The organism is Chloracidobacterium sp. N (genome assembly GCF_018304765.1).
Classification (GTDB): Bacteria; Acidobacteriota; Blastocatellia; order Chloracidobacteriales; family Chloracidobacteriaceae; genus Chloracidobacterium; species Chloracidobacterium aggregatum.
Map to the genome: position 1 here is coordinate 939217 of NZ_CP072643.1, position 16318 is coordinate 955534.

Here is a 16318-nt window from a genome sequence, read left to right on the forward strand (position 1 = left end):
GGGCAGAAGGTTTACGGCGTAGGCGACAACGCGCCGGCAGCCAGCCGGCGCAGGCACCGGATGGCGCGCTCCAGGCTTGTAGCCTGGAGCGCGGCTGTGTCGGGATGCCAGTGTTTGCCGGCATACTCGATGATGCGTGACGTGTAAGCCGGGCCAACCCGCCGGCCGCTCCCCGGTTGTGGAGCCATGTCTTCGCGGATGTCCCGGCGATGTGATCCCGCCGCCAGTTCGACCAGCATTGCTTTGGGATCGAGAACCGATTCCGGGTCGGCCGGAATGTTGCTGCGCGCCACGCCCAGAAAACCGGCGAGCGTTTCGGCGTCCGCCATCAGCCACGCTTCGACGGCGTGCACGGCAACGCGGAAGCACAGCCCGGAAGAAGGCTCCGGCAGCCAGGCGACGCGCAATGACGGCGCACAGCCGTCGCGGTCCAAATCCACCAGAACCAGCCACAGGGAATGCTGGGCGGCCTGGTTGTAGCCGGCAATCCGCTTTTTGAGATTGGGCTTGCCTTCCGCCACGTACACCGGCCCCGCTTCAGCCCCGACATGCGCGATGAGCCGCTCAACCACCACCTTGTCGGTTTTCCCTTCAACGGCTGCGTAAATCCTCGCCCGCATGCGCTAGCTCTCTCCGAAGAGCATGAGTTGCTCGGCCTGCCTGGGTGTGGTGTGGGGCAGGACGGCCTCGGCGATGGAGAGCCCACCTTCCAGGAGCTGGCGGATGGTTTCGATGGAGCTGGCCGGTGTGACGGTTGTGCCTTCCAGAGCCGGAAGCAGCAACAGGACTTCATTCAGGCCAATACCTTCATCGCGGAGCAGTTCGGGTGAATGGGTACTCAGGAAAATCTGCCGTCCGTTCCGGCGCTGGATGCGGGCCAGCATCTGCGGCAGGGTGCTGACGATGCCCGGATGCAGGGAAAGTTCCGGCTCCTCCAAAAGGAGCGGCCCCGTGCCGTCTGTCACAGCCCACAGCAGTCCCAGCAGCCGCAGGGTGCCATCCGACAACTGTTCCTCGGTCTGCCATGCCCCCTGTGGACGCCAGTGCTGGTAGCGCCCGCGCAGGTGCGGTGTGCCCCGTGCATCGCGCCAGAGTTCAATGGCCTGCATCTGGGGCACGGCCACCTGCAGCGCCTCCTGGATGCGTTGCAGCCGGGCTTTCTGCGTCTTGGCAGGCGTTTTGGCCACCTGCTCCAGAAAGTCACCGCCGAAAGGATCATGGGCGCGTCCCACCGAGCGGTCCGGTTCCCTGACCAGTTGGGGAACGAGGTGCAGGTAGCGTACGGAGACAAAAAACGTGGCAATTTCACGGAACGGCTGATTGACATTGACCTGCTCCAGGTAGGTTTGCGTCAGTCGTTCGGGGTCGCGCCGGTCATCCGCCGTGGGGCGGTCGAGGATGACCTCTCCGTTGCGCCGGACCTGTTCCTTGCGCAGGTGCAGGCGGCCCTGCTTCTGGTTGAAAGCCACCTGGTAGGTCCACTGGATGTGATCGGCCACTTCGAGCGTGGCTGTTATCTCAACATCGGGAAAGCGGCGTGCCGCCAGGCAGCGGAGGGCGCTGACTCCCCCGCGCCGGCGCACGGCTTCCTGCAGGCCGCCGCCGGGAATGGCCAGATCGCGCAGGAACCGGAAGGCATCCAGAAAGTTGGACTTGCCCGCAGCATTGGGCCCGACGAGAAAGAGCCGCCGGCCAATCTCCACGTCGCAGTCGGTAAAATTCTTCCAGTTGCGGAGTTGCAGGCGTGTGAACCGGGGGGTTCCACATTCGCTCATGGATGGTTTCTCCCACGTCGCCCCTGTCCCTTGTCTGGCCTGTTCTGCATTCAGGAATCTTCCCGGAAGGTTTCCAGGATGAGTCCCGGCGTGATGACCTCCGGCAGCACTTTCGGCTCCCTGCCGTTGGCCGGATAAAACACGTAGAGCGGTACGCCGCTCCGTCCAAACTCGGCCAGGGTGCGGGTGATTTCTTCGTCGCGGTTTGTCCAGTCGGCCTTGACCATGACGATACCGCGCCGCTCGATTTCCTGCCGCACGGCTTCGGTCTCCAGCGCCACCTTTTCATTGGCCTTGCAGCTCAGGCACCAGGCAGCCGTGAAATCCACAAAGACCGGCTTGCCGGCCCGGCGCAGTTCTTCGACCCGGGCCGGTGAGAACGGCTCCCACCGGATGCCGCCGGACTTCGTTTCCCTGGAACCGGTCGCCGCACTGGCGGCTGACGGAAGCTGGTGAATCGTCCGCACTCCGAAGACCGTGCTGCCCACGATGATCAACAGAGCCGTGGCCATGGCGATGCGCCGGACGGCCGGCGTCCGTGTCAGGCTGCCCCAGCGTCCCCAAATCCAGCCGCCCAGCCCGATGAGGACGAGCATGCCGAGCATCAGTGCCAGCCCGTCCACGCCAACTTCCAGCCCCAGCACCCACAGCAGCCAGACGACCGACCCCATGAGCAGAAAGCCCATGAACTGCTTGAAACTCTCCATCCACGCGCCCGGTCGGGGGACAAAGCGGAGAAGCTGCGGCGCGGCGGCCAGAATGAGGTACGGCGCGGACATCCCCAGCGCCAGCGCCGTGAAGATGAGCAGCGCCACGGCCGTCGGTTGCGCCAGCGCCACCCCCAGCGCCGACCCCATGAACGGGGCCGTGCACGGCGTGGCAACCACCGTGGCCAGTACGCCTGTGAAAAACGAGCCGGCCAGCCCGCTCCGGTTCATGGCCGCACCGCCAACCGTGGTCAGCGTCAGTCCCACTTCAAAGACGCCAAACAGCACCAGCCCGAAAACAAACAGCACGGCCACGAGAAAGGCGACAAAGGCCGGTTCCTGCAACTGAAAGCCCCAGCCAAGCTGCTGTCCGCCGGCCCGCAGCGCAAGCAGGATGCCGGCCAGCGCCCAGAACGACAGCACGACGCCGGCCGTAAACACCAGCCCGTGCTGCCAGGCCTCGCCCCGCCCGGCCTTTGCCTGCTCGACAAAACCCAGCACCTTGATCGAAAGCACCGGCAGCACACATGGCATCAGGTTCAGAATCAGCCCGCCGAGAAACGCGCCGCCCAGCGTGACGAGCAGCGCCAGCCAGCCCAGCGGTTGACCGCCCGACGATGACCGGTCAGACCGGGTGCCGGCGACTGGTGTCAGCAGATCGCCCAGCGCCGTCAGCGGTTCAATCGGCGCTTCCACCGTCAACCCCGGTTCCGTTCCGGCCCCGCGCCACCCGGTGGGTGTGACAACCACCCCGGCCAGTTGGGTTGGCGTCTTTTCAGCGACTTTTGAGCGCACCAGGCGCAGGGCGTACCCACCTTTGACGCGCAGCAGGCGCTGCGGTTCAGCGCCTTCGATGACGAGTTCCTCGAAGGGAAAGAACGTCACCTCCGTCAGCGGTTCGGCCCCCGTCGGCGGCGTCAGCAACAGCACCAGATGGTCGCCGTCCTGTGCCGCGCGCAGCTTCCATTCCGAAGTCGCCAGCGGCAACTGCGCACGGGCGCGGGAAAATGCCTCCGTCCACGGCGAAGGCTGGGGAACGTCATTCGTCACCGGCAACGTCAGCGTCAACTCGGCGTCGCCGGGGATACATTCTTCCTTGCATACGAGCCAGCGCACCTTGCCTGCCAGCGTCACCGGCTTGCCGACCGGGAGCTTGTCTGGCGGCGTGATGCGGATCAGGTGCAGGACTTCCTTTTCATAGCCATAGCCAACCAGGCCGCTGACCTCGATACGTTTGGGAATCGGCCACTGAATGTCGTCGGCTTTGAAACCGGGCGGCAGTTTCCACTTGATGGACGTGGGTTGCCCGGAATCGCCGGGGTTGCGCCAGTACGTGTGCCAGTGTTCTTCCAGCTCAAAGCGGATGGCCACCCAGAACGGCACGCCGGGCCGGATGGCCGTCGTTTCGGCAATCAGTTCGGCTTTGACGTGCGGTTGTTCCACGGGCGCCGCCACCGCCGGGCTGGTCCACAACCCACCCGGCCAACCAATCGAGAAGAGTCCCAGAGCAACGGCCGCCAACCACAGCCGGCCGTGTTTCCACCTGTGTTGCATCATCAAACCTCAATCCTCATCAGTGCGGAGCTTTTCGAGTACCGAAAAATCCTCCAGCGTGGTGACATCCCCGACGACATTGCCGCTGGCGGCGATTTCGCGCAGCAGGCGGCGCATGATTTTACCGGAGCGCGTCTTGGGCAGTGCATCGGTAAAGCGGATGTCGTCCGGCTTGGCCAGCGCGCCGATTTCCTTCGCCACATGCTCGCGCAGGGCAGCCCGGAGGGCATCATCCCCGGCCCGGCCGCCCTGAAGCGTGACAAACGCCACAATCGCTGAGCCTTTGAGTTCATCAGGCCGGCCGACGACCGCCGCCTCGGCCACGGCTTCGTGCGACACCAATGCACTTTCGATTTCAGCCGTGCCCAGCCGGTGGCCGCTGACGTTGATGACATCATCCACCCGCCCCATGATCCAGTAGTTGCCATGTTCATCGCGCCGTGCGCCGTCGCCGGCAAAATAGACGCCTTCAATCTCGCTCCAGTACTGCCGGCGGTAGCGTTCGTCGTCGCCCCAGATGGTACGCAGCATTGCCGGCCAGGGCCGCGTCAGCACGAGATACCCGCCCTCGTTGACTCCGACGGACTGCCCGTCCTTCGTACGAATGTCGGCGCTGATGCCCGGCAGCGGACGGGTGGCCGTGCCGGGCGTCGTCGTCGTGGCCCCCGGCAGGGGCGCAATCATCATGCCGCCGGTTTCGGTTTGCCACCAGGTGTCCACGATGGGGCAACGTCCTTTCCCCACCACCTGGCGATACCACATCCAGGCTTCGGGGTTGATGGGTTCGCCAACCGTACCGAGCAGGCGCAGGCTGTCGAGACGATGTTTCAGCACCCACTGCTCACCCCAGCGGATAAACGCCCGGATGGCAGTCGGGGCGGTGTAAAGAATCGTCACGCCGTGGCGGTCCACGATGCGCCAGAAGCGGTCCGGCTCAGGATGGTTGGGCGCGCCTTCGTACATCATCACCGTGGCCCCGTTGGCCAGCGGCCCATAGACGACGTAGCTGTGGCCCGTCACCCAACCGACATCGGCCGTGCACCAGTACACGTCATCGTCCTTGAGGTCGAGCACCCACCGGGCCGTGGCCGCCACCTGGGTCAGGTAGCCGCCCGTCGTGTGCAGGATGCCCTTGGGTTTACCGGTCGTGCCGCTGGTGTAGAGGATGAACAGCGGGTGTTCGGCGTCGAGGGCTTCCGGCGGGCAGTCGTCGCCCACCGTTTCGAGCATTTCGTGCCACCAGTGATCGCGTCCGGGCTGCATGTCCACCTTCGAGCCGGTCCGCCGCAGCACAATACAGGTTTCGACCGTCGGCGTCTGGTCAAGGGCCACATCCACGGCCGGTTTGAGGCGGACTTCCGTTCCGCGTCGCCAGCAGCCGTCGGCCGTGACGACAAGCCTGCATCCGGCGTCGTTGATGCGGTCGCGCAGGGCTTCGGCCGAGAAACCGCCGAAGACGACGGAGTGTGTCGCCCCGATGCGGGCGCAGGCCAGCATGGCGATGGCGATTTCCGGCGTCATCGGCATGTAAATGGCCACGCGGTCGCCGGCCCGGACGCCAAACTTCTTCAGAACATTGGCAAACCGGCAGACTTCGCGGTGCAATTCCCAGTACGTCAGCGTCCGGGTGTCGCCTGGCTCGCCTTCCCACACGATGGCCGCTTTCGTGCGCCGCCAGGTTTTCAGGTGACGGTCAAGGCAGTTGGCAGAAATGTTGAGTTTGCCGCCGATGAACCATTTGGCGTGGGGTGGGTTCCACTCCAGAACCTGCGTCCAGGGCGTCATCCAGTCGAGAGCCGCTGCCTGTTTGGCCCAGAAAGCCTCGAAGTCAGCTTCGGCTTCGGCATAGAGCTGGGCGGCGAGTTCCGGCGTGACGTTGGCCTGCCAGGCAAAGTCCGGCGGCGGTGGAAACTGTCTGGTTTCATGCTGGTGAGACTCGATGGCATAGGATTCAGTCATGGCTTGTGTGGCTCCAGGATGCAGCAAAATGACGGGGGCCAACCCGACGGCAAGGCAGGTTGTCGGCGGGTCTAGTGGAATGTAGCTTGAAAGGTATGGAACGCGCGAACTCTGCACCACTTTCCAGGTCAGCCACCTATGCCCGCTACTGGCTGCAGGCGGTGTTCTTTCTGCTTGCCGGCGTCGAGCTGGCCAACGCGCTCATGGCGCTCTTTTTTCAGGATGCGGCGGCCAGCTTCTACGGCTGGGAGATCAGTGACCCGGCGATGACGCAGCAGTATGGTATTGCGCTGTGTGTCGTCGCGGCGGCGTACTTTCTCATCGGGCTTGATCCAGTTGCCAATCGCCGCCTGCTGCTGTTGCCGCTGGTTGAAGTTGGCGTGGCCACCTTCTGGACGTTTTTCCTGTCCCGTGGGCAGTATGGCGGGCGCAGCGCCGTGCTCATGGCGCTGGGCTACTGCCTGTTCATTGTGGCCGCGGTGGTCGTCCCGACGGCGATGCTGCGGACGGCGGCGGAAGGTGTGGACCCGACACCACCGGCGGCCTGAGCCGGTTGCGGCGTCTCCGGGCGCGCTGTCTCCGGGTGCGCTGTCTCCGGGTGCGCTGGCGCAATCCCGGCAAACGCCTGCATGGCGCGGACAGCCTCCCCATGGGGCAGGGCAAAGGTCGTGTCGTGATTCCCGCTGGGGATGGTGATCTGCACCACCTGCTGATTGCCGCCTTCAAAGGCCGCCTTGGTCAGCGCCTCGGCCATCCAGAGCGGCACGGTGGTGTCGTTTTCAGCATGCAGGATGAGAATCGGCGCGCGCACCTGCCGGATTTTTTCGACGTTCGGGCAGCGGATGCGCGTCAGGTAGTGGCAGGGAAACATCGGGTAGCGCAGGGCGGCAATATCAGGCAGTGACGTGAAGGTGGCCAGCGTGATGAGTCCGGCCGGCTGCACCCGCGCCGCCAAATCCACGGCCGGCGCACCGCCCAGCGAGTGCCCGACAATGAAAATCCGCTGCGGATCAATGTCCGGCCGCTGTTTGAGATATTCAAAGGCGGCCAGTGCCGTGTCATACAGGCCCTGTTCGCTTGGCTCCCCGCTGCTGAGTCCCAACCCGATGTATTCCGGCACCAGGACGTTGAACCCGGCCCGGCGGAAGACTTCAATCTGGGAACGGAGAAACGGATAGTTGAGGTATTCGCCGACGCCGTAGAAGAACAGCAGGGTCGGGCGGCGGGCCGTATCGGGAAGCACCCGGTCGCCGTGTTCGTCGAGCGCCGGGCCGAACAGCGCCGTAATCGTTTCACCCCGCGCCGCCGGAAACGTGACATAGCCTGCGCCCAGCGGCGGCATCACCTGCCGCCGGGCCCGTTCCCCACGGGCGACGGCGCGGAACACCATGGCGTGCTGGCGGGTGTAGAAGTAAATGCCTGCGCCGATGTAGCCCAGCAGTCCCAGCGTGAACAGCACCAGAAAGACCCGCAGCAGGCGCGCTGCGAAGAGATAGCGCCGGGCAAAGGAAGCCTGTGGATTGGTCTCTGTGGATGTTGTTTTCAGTCCTGCCATGCGCTTCTGCACCACTCCGTTCAATGGCGGTTGTTCTAGCGCACGTTACCCATGAGCCGGCGGATGAACGGTGTGAGGACAAACGCCACCACGGAAACCACGATCCCGGTCGCCGCCACCTGGTAAAACAGCGAGCCGACGCTTTCCGGGCGGGTTTCGTCGAAGTGACCGGCAATGAGACCGCCGATGTAGTTGCCGAAGGTCGGCCCCAGAAACCATATCCCCATCACCAGCCCGCTCAGCCGTTCCGGGGCCAGCTTGGTCATCGTACTCAGACCCACCGGACTCAGGCACAGTTCGCCCAGCGTGTGGATGAGATAGACGGCCACCAGCCACCACGGACTCAGCTTGCCGCCGTTGAGAAAGGCCACGCCCACGGCCGCCACAACGAAGCCGACGCCAACCAACAGGATGCCGACGGAAAACTTGGCCGGGCTGGACGGCTGCCGGTCGCCCCACTGCACCCAGAGCCAGGCAAAGACCGGGGCCAGAAAGATGATGAGCATGGCGTTGAGTGACTGAAAGTAGCTCGAAGGAAATGCAAAACCGAAGATGCGGCAGTCCGTCAGCCGGTCGGCATAGAGGTTGAGGCTCGATCCGGCCTGCTCGAAAAGCGCCCAGAACACAATCGAGGCCAGGAAGAAATACACAATGGCCAGCATCCGTTTGAGTTCGTCTTCCGCCAGGGTACGGAGGAAGGAAAACCAGACCAGGGCAATGATGCCGGCAAAGACCAGGGCAATGTAGGCATAGCCGGCCGCATTGCCCAGACGGCCCACAACCAGCCCGTGGAGCTGCTGAAGGCCCGCGACGACGGCAAACAGCGCGAATGCCACGGCCAGGTAGGAGGCCAGCCCCTGCCAGACCGGCGTCGCGTTGCCATCTTCGCGCACCGGACGTTCGCCGACGCCCTCCAGATACTTGAACCCGACAAGGTACTGCACCAGTCCCAGCGTCATCCCGATGCCGGCGGCGGCAAAGCCCCAGTGCCAGCTTGAACTTGGTTGAAAGCCCCAGCCGGCAATGGTGCGTTTCCACGTGTCGGATTGGGCCAGAAAGCCGCAGGCCAGCGGGGCGAGAAAGGCTCCGATGTTGATGCCCATGTAAAAAATCGAGAAACCGGCATCCCGGCGCTGGTCTTCCGGCCGGTAGAGCCGCCCGACAATGGCGCTGATGTTGGGCTTCAGAAGACCCGTGCCGAGCACAATCAGCACGAGACCGGTGTAAAAAGCCACTTCCGACTCAAAGGCCATGGTGAAGTGACCGGCGGCAATGATGATGCCGCCAATGAAGACGGCATATTTCAGACCCAGCAGCCGGTCAGCCGCCCAGCCGCCGGGCATGGCCAGCAGATAGACGGCGGAGGTGTACGTCCCATAGACCAGCGCCGCCTGCGCGTTGGAATAGCCCAGCCCGCCGTTTTCGTGGCTGGCCGTCATGTACAAAACGAGGAGCGCCCGCATGCCGTAGTAGCTGAAACGCTCCCACAGTTCCGTGAAAAACAGGGTCATCAGGCCAATGGGATGGCCGAAAAACTGCTTCCCTGACATGACGCCTTCCGGCGTCTCTGCAATGGCAGCCGACATGGTGTGAGCTTCCTTGACGGGAATCGAAATGAATTTGGCTGCGCACAATAACGCATTCACGTCGTTCGTACACGGATGAAATGCATGGCGCAAAAACTTTGGCCGCCGGGCCGGTCTGGCCGGCTATGACAGAAAGCTGCCGGCCGCTATCATCGCTTCAACATTGCTGCCGGAACATTTCTGCCGAAGCCGGAGGCTGTGGAAAGGCCATGGAGACCCTGGCGTTACCGAAACTCGACCTGTCACCCTACGTCCGGGCGCTTGACTGGCTGCCGTCGGTGGAAGTCCGGGGGCGCGTGACGGAACTGGTCGGCCTGCTGGTACGGGCATCCGTGCCGGGCGCCCGCGTGGAAGAGCTGTGCCTGATTCGGTCGCCGCACCGGGCGCATGACCTCAAGGCCGAGGTCGTCGGGTTCCGGGGATCGGAAATCATCCTCATGCCCTTGGGCGAGTTGCAGGATGTCGCCATGGGGGCGGAGGTCATCTCGACCGGCGGCTCCCTCAAGGTCCGGGTGGGCGACAGTCTGCTGGGGCGGGTGCTCGACGGCCTGGGCGAGCCGATGGACGGCAAGGGGCCGATTCCGAATGCCGTGGAGGTGTCCGTCACGGCGCGCCCACCGGACCCGATGAAGCGCCAGCGCGTGACCAGGCGGTTTATGACTGGCGTCCGCGCCATAGACGCCACCCTGACGGTTGGCGAAGGCCAGCGTGTCGGCGTCTTTGCGGCGGCTGGCGTGGGGAAATCCACCCTGCTCGGCATGCTGGCGCGCAATACCGAAGCCGAAGTCAACGTCATCGCGCTCATCGGCGAACGTGGCCGTGAAGTGCGCGACTTCCTCGAACATGACCTCGGACCCGAAGGTCTCAAACGCTCGGTCATCGTGGTTGCCACTTCAAACGAGCCATCGCTGGTGCGCCTCAAGGCCGCGCACGTGGCCACGGCCATTGCCGAATACTTCCGCGACCAAGGCAAAAAGGTGCTGCTGATGATGGATTCCGTGACGCGCTTTGCGCGCGCGCTGCGCGAAGTTGGTCTCGCCACGGGGGAGCCGCCGGCACGCGCCGGCTTTCCGCCTTCGGTGTTCAGCGAGTTGCCCAAGCTGCTCGAACGGACGGGCAATTCCCAGCGCGGCTCGATCACGGCCTTCTATACCGTTCTGGTCGAAGGCGACGACATGACGGAACCCATTGCCGACGAAACCCGCTCGATTCTCGACGGGCATATCATTCTCTCGCGGGCGCTGGCGGCGGCCGGGCATTATCCGGCGATTGATGTACGGCACTCGGTGTCGCGCGTCATGACGGCCGTGGCCGACAAGGACCACATCGCCAAGGCCATGAAACTGCGCGACATCCTCGACGCCTACGAGTCGCAGAAGGACCTCATTCTCATCGGGGCCTACAAAAGCGGCAAGGACAAGCGCACCGACTACGCCATTTCCAAAATTGACGCCGTCAACCAGTTTTTGCGCCAGCCTACGAGCGAGAAAGCCGATTTCCAGGACACGCTCAACCGCCTGACGAAGCTGGTTTCCTGACGCAGAAAGGGCGCGCCCGGCCTACGGAACATCGGCCAGAAAGCGGCACGTTGCGTCCACGACGGCTTCAAACTGATCGTGGTGAACCCAGTGGCCGGCGTCGGGGATTTCGACGTACTGCATCCGCTCGATCATCTGAAGCTGCGGACTCTGGGCCAGATTGGCTGCCCAGCTTTTCGCGCCCCGGATGCACAGTACCGGGCATTTCACGGCCGCAAAGAGTTCCCTGGCCAGTTCGGTCGGCAGTCCCAGCGGCGGCAGGTTGCGCAGGTAGGGATCGAACTTCCAGATGAGGCTGCCGTCGGCCGTACGGTTCGTGCCGTAGCGCGTCAGGTGCGCGGCCATGGCGTCGGAAAGATGCGGGTTGGCTTCCTTCATCCGGGCGGTGGCTTCCTCGATGGAGGCATAGCGGCGCGGCGTCCGGCTTTCGGCCGCCAGCACCCGTTCTGCCCAGGTGCGCAGCCGTTCCGTGTAGGTCTTCGTCCTGGTTGCCGGGGGCGGGCCCCAGCCTTCGATGTTGACGACGGCCGCAACCCGTTCGGGAAACGCGCCGGCGTAGTGCATGGCCACAATGCCGCCCAGCGAGTGCCCGACGATGGCCGCCGGAAACCGCTGCACGACACCGCCGAAGGCCACCAGGTCGAGCATGAACTCCGGGAAAGCGTACATCGCACCTTCCACCCACGCACTGTCGCCATGACCGCGCAGGTCAAGGGCATAAACGTGGTACTCACGGCGGAACTCCCGCGCAAAGTCATCCCAGCTTCGCGCGTGATCCTGTGTGCCGTGAACGAGGATGAGGGGCGGGCGGTCGTCGGGCCCGCCGTAGTCCCAGTAGTGCAGCTTGAGCCGGTGCGAGTGGAAGTAGTGTGACGATGGGTTCAAAGGTTGTTCCATGGATGTTGCGTCAGCGCTGTTCCGGCTGGCCGGAACGGGTCCCGGCCGGTTTCGTTTCGGCTTCCAGCGGTTTGGCCGCCTTGACGTGCTCTTCCAGCCAGGTGTGCGTTTCCCAGAGCATGTGCAGGATGGATTCGCGCGCCCGGTAGCCATGGCGTTCGTGAGGCAGCATCACCAGCCGTACTGTCCCGCCAAGGCCCTTGATGGCCTGAAACAGCCGTTCGCTCTGGATGGGGAAGGTGCCGGAGTTGTCGTCGGCTTCGCCGTGAATCAGCAGCAGCGGGTCGCGTATCTGGTCGGCGTAGTTGAACGGCGACATGCGCTGATACACCTCGCGGGCCTGCCAGTAGGTACGCTCTTCAGCCTGAAAGCCAAAGGGGGTGAGCGTCCGGTTGTAGGCGCCGCTGCGGGCAATCCCGGCGCGGAACAGCCGCGAGTGGGCCAGCAGGTTGGCCGTCATGAACGCCCCGTAGGAGTGGCCACCGATGGCGACGCGGTTGGGGTCGGCGACACCGCGCCGGACACACTCATCAATGGCTGCCTTGGCCGAGGCTACGAGCTGCTCGATGTAGGTGTCATTCGGTTCGCGACCGCCTTCGCCCACGATGGGGAAGGAAGGGTCATCGAGAACGGCATACCCCTGCGTCAGCAGGAAAAGTGGCCCCCAGTAGCTGACACGGACGAACCGGTAGGGTGATCCCTGTACCTGGCTGGCGGCCGTGGCGCTGACGAATTCCTGTGGGTAGGCCCACATCATCAGCGGCAGCGGGCCGTCCCGCTTGGGATCGTAGCCGGGTGGCAGGTACAGCGTGGCCGTCAGATCAACGCCGTCGGCCCGTTTGTAGCGGATTTGCTCTTTCTGGATGCCGATAAGCTGCGGCGTCGGGTGGGGGAAGTCCGTGAGCGCCGTCATCCGGCCTGTCTCCATGTCCCGGATGAAGTAGTTGGGCGGCGCGGTTGGCGACTCGCGCGTGAGCAGAACGCGCGTGGCGGCCGGGTCAAGCAGGGCTACGGGGTTTTCATAGTAGGGCGGTTCTGACCGCCACAGCCGTGTTGTCTGGCCTGTGGCCACCTCGAAGCGGTCCAGAAACGGGCGGTCGCCTTCCGGCGAAGCGCCTTCGCCGGTCAGGTAGAGCGTCCTGCCGCCATCGGGCGAAAGCAGGCGGGGTGTGCCGTTGGGTGCTGTGGCTGTAAGAAAGTTGCCGGGGTCGCCATAGCGGTCTTCGGTTGAACGTTCAAACACAAGCGTCGGTGCCGCATCGGGCGTATCCGGCTGGAATCGCCAGGTACGGCGCAGGCGCGTCTTGCGCCAGCCTTCGTAGGCAATGGCCAACTGTCCGCTGTGCCACTGGACGGCCAGAAAGCGGTAGGCAAAGCCGAGGCTGGGAGTCGGTGTGCCGGCAAATGGCGCGGACAGGAAAAAGAGACGGTCCCGAATGTCAGCCTTGACGGCTGGGTTGCCTTCGTCTTGGGCTTCCACCCAGACGAGCGTGGCCGGAGCGTCGCTGCGCCACTGTACGTTGCGGGGGCCTTTGGCGACAGCGTCAAAGCTCGTCGGGATGTCATCCCGCAGCGGCAGGTCGGCAACTTCGCGGACAACGTTCCCGTTTTCGTCCCAGACCTGAATCCGGTTGGGGAAATAGTTTGCCGGCAGGGTGTAAGAATAGGGGCGGTGCAGTATCTGCACCAGGAAATACTGCCCGTTGGGTGAGGGCGCAGCGCTCTGGAAAACGGCCGGGGCGCCGATGGGTTTGGTACGGCCGTTCAGGTCAACCCGGACAAGCTGGGACGTAAGATAGTAGTCAAACAGCGTTTCGTCGTAGGGATTGCGCAGCAGGTCCTGGAAGGTACGGGCGGCCGTGACCCGTCCGCGGTTTTCCTGCACGATGGGTCCGTCCGGCGCGGCTGGCGGTGATGGCGGTGCACCGCGCTTGGCCGGTACGGTTCGGCACAGCAGCGCCTGGCTGTTGGGAAGCCACTGGAAGGGGCGTCCGGCAATGGCGTTGAGCTGGAAATCACCCAGCCGGCGCACGGCGGCCTGTTCGACATCGAGCAGCCACAGTTCGACGCGGTCGGGCGTCGTGTGGGTCAACGCCAGGAAGCGTTCGTCCGGCGACCAACTGAGGTCGCTCAGGCGTGCCGGGTTGGGAAGTCCGGTCACAGGGCGTTTCGTCCCGTCCGTCAGGCGCACCAGCGTGAGTCCGGTCAGGTAGGACGGTTGGCTGGGGCCGTTGGTCTTTGGGTTGAAGCGGATACCGCCCAGGCGGAGTTCGGGCTGGGCGACTTCGGCAATGGGCGGCAGGGTGGGGCGGTCGGCCAGCAGCAGCCAGTTCCGTTGCGGACTCAGCAGGGCCGCGGGCGGCAGGGGGGCGTCCACCAGGTCGGCAATGGCTTTGGGCGGCGTGCGGTAGGGTGTTTCGGCCGGCGTGGAAGCCAGACCGAATCCAGCCAGCCAGCCAAGGAGCAGGAGTGCGCCGATGCAGGCGCGGGAGGGAGTCCGTTTGGGAACCATAGGCAGCATCAGCAGGTTGTGGTCGTTGGGGGGTGGCTTAGGCGTCGCCGATGTCATTCAGTTCGGGACACCCGAACACGGCTTCGGCGTTGGTGTAGTGCTTGAACTCCAGCAGGTTGCCCGACGGGTCTTCCAGAAAGAACGTCCGGTGTTCGGTCGGCTCGCCGGGAAAGCGGACGCGCGGGGGATGGCGAAAGCGCAGGTCGTGCGCCCTGGCGCGTGCGGCAACGTCGGCCCAGGCGGTCTCGGTGGGAAACACCATGCCGAAGTGACGCGGGTAGATACCGGTTTGTGGTGGCGGCGGCTCGGAGACGAGATGGGCGACGAGCTGGTGTCCGAAGAAGTTGAGAATCAGCGCCCGCTCTGAGGCCCGGCCCGGAGTGCAGCCAAGACCTTCGACATAAAAACGGCGGGTTGCTCCAAGGTCAGTTACGGGAAATGCCAGGTGAAAGCAGGGTGCGTTCAGCATAGGCCGTATTGGGACAGGTCTTTGGAAGAGTCTCTGCCGCCTGCCCAAGAGGGCGTTTTCATCCGGCGGCGCTGGTCATCTTAAGCCGCGCGCCAAAGGCGAGACAACCGGGATGGTCGGGAAGGGGGTACAAACCGGCTGTGGCGTACGACATCGCATCTGGCATCCTGGCGCAATGCCGTTTTCAGGCCGTGATGCCCAGCACCAGCACCGGGATGTCAATGTTGGAGACGCCACGGGTCTCCAGGTCCCAGACAAACTGCTCAAAATAGGAAACACCGGTTGACATTTTGTCAGCAAAAGTTTTGACGGGTACGATTTCAATACCTGCGTCTATCACATTCGACTTGTGAAAAATAGTCATTTTCGCACACACATTGTACACCATGAAAGCGTATTTGCCGAATTGAACCTCTACACCGAGACGATTTTTTACAAAATCAATTTCGCGGAATGCACTCTTTGGTTGTTCTGCAGGGTGAAAGTTTTCTGTGTAGTATTTACTGGAATATGTACATTTTATTCTATGCCTTTTCCAATTTTGCCTTGCAAACTCTTCTGTGAATGCTTTATTCAGTTCTTTTGGATTGTAGAGCTTTCTTCCAGACATTGTTTTTTCCCTGCTGATTTTCGTTCTGCACCTTTCGCTGTCTATGCTGCGGATGATATTTTTGATTTCGCTGAATTCCAGAGTGTATTCGCTTTCGACAACTTCTTTGCCATTATTGAACGAGTAAATGCCTGCAATGTTCATTCAGCTTTGTCCTGACTTTCTATAGTGTCAATCTGCAACTTTTCCTTCCATTCCTCTGGAACCTGCGACACCTTCTCTCTCCCCGTCGGCTGATGAACCGGCTTGCCTATTGGGCGATACCCAAGGGTGCCGTTGAAATAGTCGGACAGGCGCCGGCGGGCAATTTCAACGTAGGTGGCTTCTTTGTCGCATCCTGCAGCCCGCCGGCCGTGCCTGACAGCCGCCACCAGTGCTGAGCCAACGCCCATGTAGGGGTCAAAAACCCAATCCCACTCGTTGGTCAGTGCCAGTACGCAGCGTTCGGCGAGTTCAATGGGAAACTGGCAGGGATGGATGGTCTTTTCAGGATGATTGGATTTCACATTGGGAATGTCCCATACTGCGGCTTCCCAGTCCTGGATGAGTATCTCCCAGACATCGGATGGGTTTTTACCAAGGGGATTGCCTGATGGCTTTCCCCTGTTTGGTCCCTTGAAGTGACGTTTTCCCGGATATTTTGAGGGAACACGAACGGAGTCGAGATTGAATATGTAGTCATCTGACTTGGTAAACCATAGTATTGTTTCATACCGACCAGAAAAACGTTTGGAGGAATGCAGTCCATGTCCAAACGTCCATATTATCCGATTGCGCAACTTCATTCTAAACTTTTTGAAAATGGGATAATAGAAAATATCCAATGGATAGATTTCTCCATCTTCCACGAAGTTACCAACCTGCCAGCATATACTCCCGTTTGGTTTCAGTATCCTGCAAAGCTCCGAAATCAGACTGGATTGGGTTTCCAGATAGTCACTTATCGTTGTGCGGTTTTCGTAGATTTTTCCAAGATTGTATGGCGGGGAAGTGATAATGAGTGTGATGGATTCATCTGGAATCTGTGCCACAAAGTCCGCCACATCGCCATTGAAAGCTACGATTTCAGCTTCCTGATGAAAAGTGGCTTCAATTGATTTGACCGGGTGAAACAAAGGCAGGCTGCTCATGATGGACTTCTTTGAATCCAAAGCAC

13 protein-coding genes are annotated in these 16318 nt (G+C 62.5%); 2 read left to right on the forward strand and 11 right to left on the reverse strand.

Translation table 11 applies throughout. The annotated features are described in order from the left end of the window. Nucleotides 1-11: 11 nt before the first annotated feature. The 4 genes from J8C05_RS14870 to acs are packed head-to-tail and all read right to left on the reverse strand — an operon-like array spanning nucleotide 12 to nucleotide 5995. Nucleotides 12-620, reverse strand: coding sequence for a hypothetical protein (locus J8C05_RS14870; RefSeq protein ID WP_211423528.1), 609 nt, complete (start codon nucleotides 618-620; stop codon nucleotides 12-14). A 3-nt stretch (nucleotides 621-623) separates the two neighbouring features. Continuing rightward, nucleotides 624-1775, reverse strand: coding sequence for an AAA family ATPase (locus tag J8C05_RS14875; RefSeq protein ID WP_211423529.1), 1152 nt, complete (start codon nucleotides 1773-1775; stop codon nucleotides 624-626). 50 nt (nucleotides 1776-1825) lie between these two features. Further along, the gene (locus tag J8C05_RS14880) at nucleotides 1826-4039 is read right to left on the reverse strand and encodes a protein-disulfide reductase DsbD family protein (protein ID WP_211423530.1); all 2214 of its coding nucleotides are present in this window, start codon (nucleotides 4037-4039) and stop codon (nucleotides 1826-1828) included. Nucleotides 4040-4045: 6 nt separating this feature from the next. After that, on the reverse strand, nucleotides 4046-5995 hold the full coding sequence (gene acs / locus J8C05_RS14885; RefSeq protein ID WP_211423531.1) for an acetate--CoA ligase: 1950 nt from the start codon (nucleotides 5993-5995) through the stop codon (nucleotides 4046-4048). Between the two features lie 95 nt (nucleotides 5996-6090). On the opposite strand from acs, the gene J8C05_RS14890 reads away from it, so the two are divergent. Next, the gene (locus J8C05_RS14890; protein ID WP_211423532.1) at nucleotides 6091-6543 is read left to right on the forward strand and encodes a hypothetical protein; all 453 of its coding nucleotides are present in this window, start codon (nucleotides 6091-6093) and stop codon (nucleotides 6541-6543) included. Here the strand turns inward: J8C05_RS14890 and J8C05_RS14895 are convergent. Continuing rightward, entirely contained in the window at nucleotides 6450-7550 is a 1101-nt protein-coding gene (locus tag J8C05_RS14895) for an alpha/beta hydrolase (RefSeq protein ID WP_211423533.1), read from the reverse strand. The two genes, J8C05_RS14890 and J8C05_RS14895, sit on opposite strands and share 94 nt — an antisense overlap. Before the next feature lie 35 nt (nucleotides 7551-7585). After that, nucleotides 7586-9136, reverse strand: a complete 1551-nt coding sequence (locus J8C05_RS14900; RefSeq protein ID WP_211423534.1) for a peptide MFS transporter — start codon at nucleotides 9134-9136, stop codon at nucleotides 7586-7588. 209 nt (nucleotides 9137-9345) lie between these two features. On the opposite strand from J8C05_RS14900, the gene sctN reads away from it, so the two are divergent. Further along, nucleotides 9346-10674, forward strand: coding sequence for a type III secretion system ATPase SctN (gene sctN / locus J8C05_RS14905; RefSeq protein WP_246840780.1), 1329 nt, complete (start codon nucleotides 9346-9348; stop codon nucleotides 10672-10674). 21 nt (nucleotides 10675-10695) lie between these two features. Here the strand turns inward: sctN and J8C05_RS14910 are convergent, their stop codons facing one another. The 5 genes from J8C05_RS14910 to J8C05_RS14930 all read right to left on the reverse strand — a co-directional run bounded on the left by J8C05_RS14910 (nucleotide 10696) and on the right by J8C05_RS14930 (nucleotide 16292). Then, nucleotides 10696-11571 (reverse strand): alpha/beta fold hydrolase, encoded by an 876-nt coding sequence (locus J8C05_RS14910; protein ID WP_211423535.1) that lies wholly within the window; start codon nucleotides 11569-11571, stop codon nucleotides 10696-10698. Nucleotides 11572-11581: 10 nt separating this feature from the next. Beyond that, entirely contained in the window at nucleotides 11582-14140 is a 2559-nt protein-coding gene (locus J8C05_RS14915; RefSeq protein ID WP_246840781.1) for a S9 family peptidase, read from the reverse strand. Further along, nucleotides 14121-14552: a VOC family protein gene (locus tag J8C05_RS14920; RefSeq protein WP_459543852.1), complete on the reverse strand. Its 432-nt coding sequence runs from the start codon at nucleotides 14550-14552 to the stop codon at nucleotides 14121-14123. Before J8C05_RS14920 ends, J8C05_RS14915 begins: the two co-directional genes overlap by 20 nt. Before the next feature lie 184 nt (nucleotides 14553-14736). Continuing rightward, nucleotides 14737-15306 carry a BglII/BstYI family type II restriction endonuclease gene (locus tag J8C05_RS14925; RefSeq protein WP_211423536.1) on the reverse strand — a complete coding sequence of 190 codons (570 nt, stop codon included), beginning with the start codon at nucleotides 15304-15306 and terminating at the stop codon, nucleotides 14737-14739. Then, complete coding sequence (locus J8C05_RS14930; protein ID WP_211423537.1) at nucleotides 15303-16292, reverse strand: DNA-methyltransferase; 990 nt, start codon at nucleotides 16290-16292, stop codon at nucleotides 15303-15305. The genes J8C05_RS14925 and J8C05_RS14930 overlap by 4 nt, the downstream gene beginning before the upstream one ends. Nucleotides 16293-16318 lie beyond the last annotated feature (26 nt).

Coding starts and splice junctions, on each gene's coding strand:
- J8C05_RS14870 (WP_211423528.1), bottom strand. CDS start 620: ATGCGGGCGAGGATTTACGCAGCCGTTGAAGGGAAAACCGACAAGGTG.
- J8C05_RS14875 (WP_211423529.1), bottom strand. CDS start 1,775: ATGAGCGAATGTGGAACCCCCCGGTTCACACGCCTGCAACTCCGCAAC.
- J8C05_RS14880 (WP_211423530.1), bottom strand. CDS start 4,039: ATGATGCAACACAGGTGGAAACACGGCCGGCTGTGGTTGGCGGCCGTT.
- acs (WP_211423531.1), bottom strand. CDS start 5,995: ATGACTGAATCCTATGCCATCGAGTCTCACCAGCATGAAACCAGACAG.
- J8C05_RS14890 (WP_211423532.1), top strand. CDS start 6,091: ATGGAACGCGCGAACTCTGCACCACTTTCCAGGTCAGCCACCTATGCC.
- J8C05_RS14895 (WP_211423533.1), bottom strand. CDS start 7,550: ATGGCAGGACTGAAAACAACATCCACAGAGACCAATCCACAGGCTTCC.
- J8C05_RS14900 (WP_211423534.1), bottom strand. CDS start 9,136: ATGTCGGCTGCCATTGCAGAGACGCCGGAAGGCGTCATGTCAGGGAAG.
- sctN (WP_246840780.1), top strand. CDS start 9,346: ATGGAGACCCTGGCGTTACCGAAACTCGACCTGTCACCCTACGTCCGG.
- J8C05_RS14910 (WP_211423535.1), bottom strand. CDS start 11,571: ATGGAACAACCTTTGAACCCATCGTCACACTACTTCCACTCGCACCGG.
- J8C05_RS14915 (WP_246840781.1), bottom strand. CDS start 14,140: ATGACATCGGCGACGCCTAAGCCACCCCCCAACGACCACAACCTGCTG.
- J8C05_RS14920 (WP_459543852.1), bottom strand. CDS start 14,552: ATGCTGAACGCACCCTGCTTTCACCTGGCATTTCCCGTAACTGACCTT.
- J8C05_RS14925 (WP_211423536.1), bottom strand. CDS start 15,306: ATGAACATTGCAGGCATTTACTCGTTCAATAATGGCAAAGAAGTTGTC.
- J8C05_RS14930 (WP_211423537.1), bottom strand. CDS start 16,292: ATGAGCAGCCTGCCTTTGTTTCACCCGGTCAAATCAATTGAAGCCACT.